Source organism: Mesorhizobium sp. B2-7-3 (assembly GCF_006440715.1).
Lineage (GTDB): Bacteria > Pseudomonadota > Alphaproteobacteria > Rhizobiales > Rhizobiaceae > Mesorhizobium > Mesorhizobium australicum.
The window spans coordinates 317,155-327,815 of record NZ_VFTY01000008.1; the positions used below are offsets into that span (position 1 = coordinate 317,155).

Here is a 10,661-nt window from a genome sequence, read left to right on the forward strand (position 1 = left end):
CCACTACCCGGATCCGCTCTCACTTGGCGTTTGCCCCGCAAGCGGCTAGACGGGACCGATGACCGACGGCTTTGATCCAACCCCTGCGCCTCCGGCGGAAATTCTGGCTGTACTGTCGCTGCTCTGCCCGGAAGTCGTGCGTGACATCGAGCAGAACTGGAATGCTCCCGTTTCCGACTACGCCCGCCATCTGTGGCGGCCGGTGGCAAGGCCAGTATCAAGCCCGGCGATCGCTGCCCGCTCGATCCTGCGCGAAGTCTTGCATCAGCGCCTCGGTGTAATTATGCAGCCTCAGCAGATCGGCAAGGCCCTCGATGAGTTTGAGTACAGACCGGTGATTCAGTCCGGTCTGCACTGCCTGCTTCTGATGGACCGGACCACCTTCGATGCCCTCCTGTTTGCCTGGCTCGGCGCGGTCGAAAACGGGCTGTCAGCCTTCGTCGGCTTCATGGGAACGACGATGACCATGGAGACAATTGGCCGGGAGGGGCCCGGGTGGCTCGATGTCGGTGACGACAAGGTCAACCTGTTTGGCATGGGGCGCCACAAGCTGTGCCGCAAAAGCGCCTGCGCAGCCGGTCCCGTCTCCCTCAACAAGCGCGCGCTCGAAGCGGTGGGCGATGAAACGGATGCCAGCCGCTGGCTAGGTACACTGCTTGCCCGCCAGGATAAGGTCTTTGGAACCGCCGCCGATGCCATGACAGCGCTGAACGAGGATCTGGTCGCCAACTGGGATCGCTCCGGCATGGCCCTGCCGGTTTTCATCGATGATCGCCTCGCCGCGGCTGCCATGGCGCGGCATCTACAATATGACGGCGGTCTTCTTTCCAGGCTGCTCATCGAACCCGCAAGACGCCGGCGTCTCGAACATGCCTTGCAAGAGGCCGCATCGGGCCCATTCGGCAGGTTCCTCCCCAATGCCACGGACTATTTCTGGGGCATCCGCGAGGAGCGCGTGCGCAAGCTCGTTCTTGAGGACGGGACCCTGATCGAGCTTGATAAGCCGCATGGTCTGTCCATCCCCTTCGAGCGGCCGCATCTCAAGCAGGCGCTGCTTGACGGCGTGCTGCTGCCGAACTTGTTCCTGACGTTCCTGGTTCTCGCCATCTTGCCGCGGGTGCGGGTTGTCGGCGGCCTGAGACAGATTGGCTATGTAGCGCTTTTCCACTCGATCCTCCTAGCTGCGTTGGACGAAACCGCACCGGAAGAGCGTGATCTGGCTGCGGAGCTGCAGGTAAGGGAAAATGCTTGGGGCACCCGGGTCATCGATGAAAAGATTTCGGTCCGCGAGCAGCTTGCCGGCCTACCGGAAGGGGCGCTCTTCGCGGACCTGCTCCGGCAATACCGTTCGCGGACATTTGCCGAGGCCACCGACAACCTGAAACTCGTCCGCGAAAACGCGCGATGGCGCAAGATCGGCCAAGCCTACAGCGTCTGATCCGGACGCCTGGCCCCACTTGTCATTGCTCTATACCGGCCTTGCGGAGCCCCTCCACCATGAGTTCGAAATCGGCAGGGTTCTTGTAGGGCAGGATTTTGCGACGGTATTCCAGCGAATAGTCGGGATTGACGCGAAGCACGTCCCGCCATGCCGCTTGGGCCTCGGCGAAACGGCCCAGCTGGCCGTAGCTGGCGGCCAGAAGCGCCCGCGATACGTCGGTGACAGCGTTGCGAGCCAGCCGTTGCAGCAAGAGGTCAGCGGCCTCTTCGTACCTTCCAAGTTGAAACAAGGCCAAAGCTTGAAAGTGGAGAAGCACATCCGGGAAATATGGATTCAAGAATTTCCCCCGGGCAAAACTCTCGAGGGCGTCTTCGGATCTGCCCGAATAGTACAACGCCTCGCCGAGGGCAACGTGCGCTTCGGCGAAGTTCGGATTAAGGACGAGCGCGCGCTCGGCCTCGTCGACGGCCCCATCGTGTCGCCGTGTGTACAGCTTGACAATAGCAAGCGCCCAGTGCGCCCAGGGATCGCTGCCATCCAGCATTACCGCTCGCGTTGCGGCCTCGTCCGCTTGCGCCATCGATTCGGGCGGCGACGCACCCCAGCGGTTCAGGTAATCGATGCCGTGGGTAAGGGCCAGGAATGCGTGGGCAGAGGCAAATTTCGGGTCCAGTTCGATGGCACGTTGCAAGAGGTCGCGAGCCGCGACGTTCGTCTCCCTCGTCAGCCGGTGCCACAGCTCCCTGCCCCGCAGGAAATAGTCATACGCCTCCGTATTGCGCGGGTACTCGGGCGCCAGCCGCTGCCGATCGCCCGCGGTCAGATTAAGCGACAGCGCGCCGACGATCTGTTGCGTCACGTCGTCCTGCACGGCAAATATGTCGGTCAGGTCGCGATCGAACCGCTCCGCCCAAAGATGGCCGCCCGAGGCTGCGTCGATGAGCTGCGCGGTGATGCGCACCCGGTTCCCTGACTTGCGTACGCTACCCTCAAGAACATACCGCACGCCGAGTTTCGTGCCCACCTCCTGCACATGGACGTTCTGGCCCTTGAAGGTGAACGACGAATTGCGTGCGATGACGAAGAGCTGCGACAGTTTGGACAGGGCAGTGATGATATCCTCGGAGATGCCGTCGGCGAAGTAGTCCTGTTCGGCGTCACCGCTCATGTTGGCGAACGGCAGCACGGCGATCGACAGCTTCGGCGGCACTGCCGTAGCCGGCCGGCTAGTTGCGCTTTCCGGGATCGCGGTATCGGCGCTGCCAACTTGTAGCGAATAGACCCGGATCGGCTCGGCGATGTTCTTGAGCTGTGTGCTGCCGAGATCGCTGACGGAGAGGTCGAGCCTGGCCTTGACCTGGCGATAGGCATCCTCGGACAGGCAGATGGCGCCGGCCGCCGCGAGTCCTTCCAAACGCGAAGCGATGTTGACGCCGTCGCCCATCAGGTCGCCGTCGCTTTCTTCGACCACATCTCCCAGATGGATGCCGATCCTGAACTCAATACGGCGGTCTTGCGGCACGCCTGCATTGCGCTCAACCATACCATTCTGAACCTCTATGGCGCAGCGCACGGCATCCACCACACTGCGGAACTCAACCAGGGCCCCATCGCCAGTGCGCTTGATCACCCGGCCGTGGTGCACTGCGATGATCGGATCGATCAGGTCGCTGCGCAGTGCCCGCAACCTCGCCAATGTACGATCTTCGTCCGCGCTCGCGAGCCGGCTATATCCGACCACATCCGCAGCTAGAATTGCGGCTAGCTTACGATTCTCGCTCAAGGGTCCGTCTCCTTATCTTCACGATAGCAGGAAGACCGAACCAAGAGGGAACTTTCGCAACCGACAGCCACGCAGAACCGAATTGGCTGCGCGCTGTCACAGGCCCACCCGATCGCCCGATGCCCATTTGCGCTGCCACTTGCCCATCCACCGCTATGGGTTCATGCTTGTGAATACACCGGCCGGGAAATGCGTAGGGAGAACACGCCGTCGCGGCCCCTAGTGAGGTCTGGCTCGATGGACTGCGCAGGCTGCGGTTTCGAGGTTGAGGGCGGTTACGCTTTCTGTCCGAGGTGTGGCAAGCGCCAGCCCGTGCCATGCGCCAGTTGCGGTTATCCCTGCGCATCTGATTTCGGGTTCTGTCCGAAATGTGGGGCAAGCGTCGGTGCGCCGGCAAAAGCCGTCGAACGGCTTGCTCCGACACCAAGCCGAACCATTGTGCCGCCCTCTCGAACTCCGTCGCTGCTTGCGAACATTGATAACGACGAGGGGCTGCAGCCCATCTCTGACGCCGATCGCCGGACGGTAACCGTCCTCTTTGCCGACCTTTGCGGCTTCACGACACTCAGCGAGCAGCTCGACCCTGAGGTCATGCAAACGCTGCAGAACGAGCTGTTCAAGGAATTGACGGCGGCGGTGCAAAATTTTGGTGGGTTCGTCGACAAATTCATCGGCGATGCACTGCTCGCTTTGTTCGGTGCGCCGGTCGCGCATGAGGACGATCCGGAACGCGCGCTTCGCGCCGCTCTCGACATGATCGCCCGGACGGCGCGGCTCGGCGAAAGCACCCCCCACTCCGGCTCGCCTCTATTACTTCATATCGGCATAAACACTGGCCCCGTCGTTACTGGACGATTAGGCATCGGCATCGCCAAATCCTATTCGGTGACCGGCGACACGGTGAATACAGCACAACGCCTGCAATCGCTGGCCGCACCGGGAGAAGTGCTGGTAGGCGAACTCACTCACAGGCTGACCCGGCATGCCTTCTCTTACGAGTCGATGGGTGATGTCGTGCTTCGCGGCAAGGCCGGCAGTGTGCTCGTCCATCGATTGGATGCACCGCTTGCGGAGCCGCGTGCAGCGCGTGGGCTCGAGGCGCTCGGCCTCAGCGCGCCGATGATAGGTCGCGGTGCGGAGCTCAACAGAACGCTGGCGAGCCTTGACCAGGCGTGCGGCGGCACGGCCCAACTTGTCCGCCTCGTCGGAGAAGCCGGTATCGGGAAATCGCGGCTGGTGAAGGAGTTCGTCGCCCGTGTCGGCGACGAGGACCGTTTTCGCAACGTCGCCGTGCGACAGACCACGTGCTCACCACTGGGCGAACAATCATTTGGCGCCCTGGGGGCAGTGGTGCGCAGTGCTGCCGGGATGATGCAAAACAACGATGGGAACGATATGCGGGGGAAGCTCTCAGGCTTGCTTGCCGATCTCGGCCTGCAGGGCGAGGAGGCGAAGCGGCTGATGCCTTTGCTCTACCATGTGGTTGGGCTTGGCGACCCGGATGCCACCTTGCAGCATGTCGAACCCGAGCAGCTACGGCGGCAAATCTTCTACGCGGTCCGCACCATCATCGAACGGCGGCTTGCGTTGTCGCCGCTGTTGATTGTCGTCGAAGATCTGCACTGGGCCGACGCCGTTTCGCTCGAGGCACTACGTTTCGTGATGGACAGGTTGGAACGCACGCGGTTAATGGTGCTGGTCACGCATCGCTCGGCACCGGAGAGCGGCCAGCTCGACTCAGGTCGGGTCAGTCACACGGCGCTCAGGCTTTCGCCGCTCAACGGCGATGAAGGGCGCAGCCTGCTGGTGGCGCTTTTCGGCGAGAGCTGGGTAAGCTCCGCAGCAGGGCTCGTCGATCAGATCCTCGACCGAGCGGGTGGCAACCCTCTTTTTGTAGAGGAGATTGTTCGCGGCCTTGTTGATCGCGGTGTACTGGTGCGCGAGGGGCAACGATGGCGGACCGTAGCAGGCGAAGTCGCAACCGACATTCCCGCCACTATCCAGGCAATGTTGCTTGCTCGCGTCGACCGGCTGCCACAAGAGGTGCGCCGGTTGGCCCAGGAAGCCGCGGTAATCGGCGCGCGCTTCGATGCCACCCTTCTGAAGACCGTGACAGCCGACCCCGCCCGGCTAGAAGCAGGCTGCGAACTGCTTTGCGATGCGGAAATCATCGAGGAAGTTGCCGGATCAGGCTCCATCTCGTCGCAAAGCTACCGCTTTACGCAAAGCTTGTTGCAGGACGTGATCTACCAGAATCTGCTCCGGCAACGCCGGACCGAAATCCACGGGCGGATAGGTGCTGCCTTGGAGCAACTGTGCGGCGATAATCCGGAACGGCTCGAGGACTTGACCGTGCTCGGTCACCAGTTCGCACAAAGCGCCGAGCGGGAGAAGGGCGCGCATTACCTGCAGGCGGCCGGCGATCGCGCCCGCATGATTTACGCCAACGACGACGCCCTTCGTTTCTACGAGCGAGCACTGACTGCGTTGGAGGCGACCGGGCAAACACCGCTCAAACTGAAAATTGCCGAGCGCATTGCCGATTTGAGCGGCTCGGCGGGCCGCCGCGAGATCGCGCACCACCACTACGAGGCGGCCTTGCAGGCATACCGTGAGTCGGCTGATCGCGTAGCCTCTGCGCGCGTTTTGCGTAAAATCGGTCGGCTGCTCTGGGACGTCGGCAAGCGGGACAAAGCAGAATTCCGCTACGCTGAAGCGGCAGCGCTCCTCGAAGGAGCGGATGCTCCGGTCGAGCAGGCGCATCTCTGGCAAGAACGTGGCCGACAGGCGTTCCGTAGCGGAGATCACGCTCTCGCGGCAAAATGGGCAGACGCGGCGTTGGATTGCGTACGCACTCGCACCACGGAGCATGTCTCCGAGGTGGGGCGTGATGCCACTCTCGTGACCGCCGAGGCACTCAATACCAAGGCTGTCGCACTGGCTCGCCTTGGGCGAAACCGTGAAGCCGTGCGTCAGGTCGAGCATAGCATTGAATTGGCCGAAGCCGCCGGTCTGCTGGGCGCGGCCTGTCGCGGCTACACCAATCTAGGCGTGCTTTACACGACCATCGATCCCGCACAGGCGATGGAGGTCTGTCGGCGCGGTCTTGAAGTCGCGCGCCATATTGGGGATTTGGGCTTCCAGGCGCGCCTTCTCGCCAATCTGGCGGTCGCTTGTTGTACTTTCACGGATCGCTGTCCAACAGAGGGCGTGCCTGCTGCCGAGAAAGCTATCGAGATCGACCGCGCACTCGACCAGCGAGAGCACCTGCCGGTGCCGTTGCTTGTGCTTGGGCAAATCCACCAGTGCAACGGCCGTCCGGAACTGGCCCTTGGCTTATTCCACGAGGCACTGGAGGTAGCGCGCGAAACGGGCGAACCCCAACTGCTGTTTCCGTGCTATGATGGTCTGGCAACGCTTAATCTCGACCTCGACAATCTTGCCGAGGCAGAACGCTACTTTTCCTTGGCGCAGGGTATATGCGCCCAGCACGGGCTCGACCCGGAAGCGCTTGTGGTGCTGCCCTTTCTCGATTAGCCGGGGTTGGAGGTTGGAAATGTCCGCGCGTAGTGACTTGGTACCGCTTCAACTGGGCGACCGTGCGCCGAACTTGGTCCTCGACGCCATTACCCAGGATGGCAAGATCGCGCTTGACGACTTTCGCGGACAAAAACCGGTGCTGGTTGGTCTGTTTCGAGGTCTGCATTGTGCGTTTTGCCGGCGCCATATCGCCGCTCAGGCGCGGCTTGATCCGGAGCTGCGCGAAAAGGGCGTGGAGAGCCTGACCGTGGTCAACACACCGATCGAACGGGCGCGTCTTTATTTCCGCTACCACCCGATGCCGACTCTGCTTGCGGCCTCGGATCCTGAACGCGCTTCGCATCGTGCTTTTGGGCTGCCCAATCTCGAATTCACCCAAAACGAGACGAACTGGCCGTACAAGGTTTCGATCGCAGCCGCAAAGGATATGCTGGTCGACATGCCAAGCGAGTTGCCCGGTCCAATGGATCCTTTTGCGGCCACCGAAATCCTCAACAAGAGCGATAATTATGAAGTGACCGAAGCCGACGAGCAGATGATGGCGACGGGACACGGACAACTGATAGGTCAGTTCCTACTGGACCGGCAAGGGATTGTCCGCTGGAGCTTCACGGAGGTGCCAGAAGGTGGGCGATACATGTTTGGGGCGCCAAACCCGCAAGAGCTGATGTCAGCCGTGTCCCAAGTCGCTCAATAAGATTTCGGAAGACTGCATTGCTGCCATCTGCAATGCGGACAAGAAGGCCACTATCGGTCAAAACTTCGCGTTACAGCTTGGGGCTTGAGATGAATGGGCCCAGGATCGGCACTGCTGCGCGGCAATCAGGCCGGGAGCCGCCACATTCGCACACGACCTGTACCACGCAATTCCGTTTCCTCGAGTGGGTCGCAAGCAAAATTTGGTCCAAGCATTTGGCGAGTTGCATCCGAAATTCGGATTTCATCGGGCTCCGCGGAGGTCTGAATACGCGAGGCAAGATTGACCGTCTCGCCCCACAAATCATAGGCGAACCGCCTCTTGCCTATGACGCCGGCGACGATTGGCCCTGAGTGAATTCCAATTCTGAGTCTCAGCGGTTCTCCTGCGAAGCGTTCGCGCTTGACCGCCTTACGCAGCTCAAGTGCATAGCGCGCGAGTGCCTTCGCATGATCGGCACGCGCGGTGGGCAGGCCAGCGACCACCATCACACAATCGCCGATTGTCTTGATCTTTTCGCAGCCGTATCGTTCCGAGAGCCGATCCGCCGCCTTGAAGAAGTAATTCAAAATTGCGAGTGTCGTTACGGCTCCGACGCTCCGCGCTCGTTCTGTGAAACCGACTATGTCGGCAAAAAGCACACTCACTTCTGCATGGTTGTCAGCAATTTTTTTGTGCGCCTTTAGCCGCTCCGCGATCGACGCCGGAAGTATGTTGAGGAGCAGGGTTTCGGCGCGATGGTATTCACGCGCCAACCCCTCCTGGCTCTTCCTCAACGCCTCGTTCGTCGATTGTAATTCCTTGTTGAGTTGACGCTCCCTCTCTTGCAGGAGGGTCATTTCATAAGCCTTTTGTTGAAGCCGCTGCCTATTGTCGCGTTCGGCAGTGGCGTCAAGAAAGAGCAGCCACACGCAGCCATTGTCAGCAAAAAAATGAAGGTCAGCGACACGCCCGCTGGGCAGTTCGACCATGGCAATGTGAAACGGAAGCTCCGGGCAAGGCAGCAAACCTTCCATGAATTCAAGCTGCTCGGCAACACGCTCGCCAATGCGAAGCGAGGAGAGCCCGTAATGCTCAACATTACCGCCCTTCGCAGCCACGCAAAGCTGAGGGTCGATTTTCAGATACGCGACGGAGTTCCCATTGTAGAAGAATTTGAAAATCCAACTGCTAACTTCTTTGGGCAATCCGTGCATGGTCTACTTGGTTACCATCAAGGCAAGTTGACGAAACGCATCATCGACATTCTCACCCGAGAGTGCACTCGTGAGATAGATTTGCCATCCACGCTGCCTGAGTTCGTTGATATCACCATCCGATATTGCCCACCGATCGGCCAGGTCGGATTTGTTGATCAGCACTACGAACGGCATTGCGCCGAATTCGGCCTCGGCCCGTTCGCGCAGCGTGAGCGCCACGGCAAGTGTCGCAGCGCGGGTTCCATCGACGACTAGCACAAGCCCGGTTGCACCTCGAACATAGCTGACGCGGAATGAGCCGATGTCGTCTTCGCCGGCCAAGTCCCACAAAATCAGATCGACGGTTTTATCCGGGAGTGCGACATTCTTCTTGTCGATTTTCACTCCCACCGTGGTCAGGTAGGTTTCTGAAAAAATGCTTTGCACAAACCTGCGAACCAGGCTCGTCTTTCCGACGGCGAACCCGCCCAGCATGCAGATCTTTCTTTGCACCATCTTGGGCTCCCCTAGTCCAGGTTTACCGTAATCGAAACCCGGCGATTGGTGGAGCTCCCGGCTTGACTGTTTTCAGGCACCAGCGGCTCAAAAGTGCCCGCGCCCCGAACCAGCAGCAGTTCCGGAGCGACGCCGCGTTTGTTGAGAAGCGCACGAACGGTCTCGGCGCGGGCTGCACTGATCGACGCGTTGGCCGTCTCACGGCCAGTGGCGTCCGAATGCCCGGTCAGCATGAAGCGCGCAGCTACGCCTGACTTGCGGGCATTTTGGGCGAATTCCTTTATCTGATCCGCCAGCCTGTCGAGAACCGGCAGCTGCTCTGGTCCCGGCACAACTTTGCCGGAAGAGAAGAAAATGTCGGTCGTCTGGATGGCCTCTCTCAAATAATTAAGTTCTGCAAGGTTAAGCTCGCGCAGCTGCGAGACATCCAGAACCACTCCGTCGGCCGAAAGCTGTTCAGCGGCGGCCTGCGCCCGGTTGATCCACGCAGCAGGCGCCTCCCCCACGACTAGGATGCGACCTTGGATGATCGAAAGCTGAACCGATTTCGGCGGGGACAGCGACGCCGTCAGCCGCTTCACCACGAACTTTGGATCAAGGCTCTGAAAGAATTGCCACTGTGAATGAACGCGGGCAGGATCAACCTGCGTTCCAGACAGCAGAGCTTGCGGGTCGGCGGCAAGCGGGTCTCTCAGGCCAGAAATGTAGAACTGGCCGCCCCTAACCGTTTGCTGAGCGACGATGATCCCCGGTTGGGCCTCAAGTCGCGACACATAATACTGCCAGTGCTCGGCCTCGCGTGCTTCGGGGCTCACATCACGAACCCTGGAGATGTCGAATTCCGGTCCGCCTACCGAAAGCTGTCGGGCCGCGGCGCGCGCCCGATCTATCCAAGTGTCGGGAGCCTCACCCTCGGCAACAATGCGATTATCGACGATCGAAAGCCGAACCGATTTCAGCGGATAAAGCGACGCCGTCAGCCGCTTCAACACGAACTCCGGTTCAAGGCTCTGATAGGATTGCCACTGCGAATGGACCCGGGCGGTATCGAGCTGCGTTCCCGACAGCAGGGCTTGCGGGTCGACGGCAAGCGGGTCCCGCAGGCCGGCAATATAGAATTGGCCATCGCGTATATCTTGTTCGGCAACGGTGATGCCCGGCTGGGTCTCCAGGCGCGACACATAGGCCTGCCAGTGCTCTGCCGCGCGTGCTTCGGGGCTTACATCGCGGACCCTCGAGACATCGAATACCGGTCCGCCTGCCGAAAGCTGTCGGGCGGCGGCGCGCGCCCGATCTATCCAGGTGTCAGGAGCCTCACCCTGGGCAACGATGCGCCCATCGACGATGGCAAGCCGTATTGACGCCGGCGGAGTTAGCGACGCCGTCAGCCGCTTCAACACGAACTCCGGTTCAAGGCTCTGATAGGATCGCCACTGCGAATGGACCCGGGCGGTATCGAGCTGCGTTCCCGACAGCAGGGCTTGCGGGTCGACGGCAAGCGGGTCC

7 protein-coding genes are annotated in these 10,661 nt (G+C 60.8%); 3 read left to right on the top strand and 4 right to left on the bottom strand.

Features of this window, described 5'->3' with window-relative positions:
* The first annotated feature begins 58 nt into the window (after window positions 1–58).
* Window positions 59–1,438 carry a hypothetical protein gene (locus FJW04_RS20090; RefSeq protein WP_140619030.1) on the top strand — a complete coding sequence of 460 codons (1,380 nt, stop codon included), beginning with the start codon at window positions 59–61 and terminating at the stop codon, window positions 1,436–1,438.
* Between the two features lie 22 nt (window positions 1,439–1,460).
* Here the strand turns inward: FJW04_RS20090 and FJW04_RS20095 are convergent, their stop codons facing one another.
* Window positions 1,461–3,224 (bottom strand): adenylate/guanylate cyclase domain-containing protein, encoded by a 1,764-nt coding sequence (locus tag FJW04_RS20095; protein WP_140716170.1) that lies wholly within the window; start codon window positions 3,222–3,224, stop codon window positions 1,461–1,463.
* 237 nt (window positions 3,225–3,461) lie between these two features.
* Between FJW04_RS20095 and FJW04_RS20100 the strand changes: the two genes are divergently transcribed.
* Both FJW04_RS20100 and FJW04_RS20105 read left to right on the top strand, forming a co-directional pair.
* Entirely contained in the window at window positions 3,462–6,761 is a 3,300-nt protein-coding gene (locus tag FJW04_RS20100; protein WP_181172999.1) for an adenylate/guanylate cyclase domain-containing protein, read from the top strand.
* Window positions 6,762–6,780: 19 nt separating this feature from the next.
* Entirely contained in the window at window positions 6,781–7,461 is a 681-nt protein-coding gene (locus tag FJW04_RS20105; RefSeq protein WP_140619026.1) for a redoxin domain-containing protein, read from the top strand.
* 125 nt (window positions 7,462–7,586) lie between these two features.
* On the opposite strand, the gene FJW04_RS20110 is transcribed toward FJW04_RS20105, so the two are convergent.
* The 3 genes from FJW04_RS20110 to FJW04_RS20120 all read right to left on the bottom strand — a co-directional run.
* Window positions 7,587–8,657, bottom strand: coding sequence for an adenylate/guanylate cyclase domain-containing protein (locus tag FJW04_RS20110; protein WP_140716174.1), 1,071 nt, complete (start codon window positions 8,655–8,657; stop codon window positions 7,587–7,589).
* A gap of 3 nt (window positions 8,658–8,660) precedes the next feature.
* The gene (locus FJW04_RS20115; RefSeq protein ID WP_140661355.1) at window positions 8,661–9,155 is read right to left on the bottom strand and encodes a Rab family GTPase; all 495 of its coding nucleotides are present in this window, start codon (window positions 9,153–9,155) and stop codon (window positions 8,661–8,663) included.
* 11 nt (window positions 9,156–9,166) lie between these two features.
* A partial coding sequence (locus tag FJW04_RS20120) for an OmpA family protein (RefSeq protein ID WP_140716176.1) occupies window positions 9,167–10,661 on the bottom strand: 1,495 nt, incomplete at its 5' end.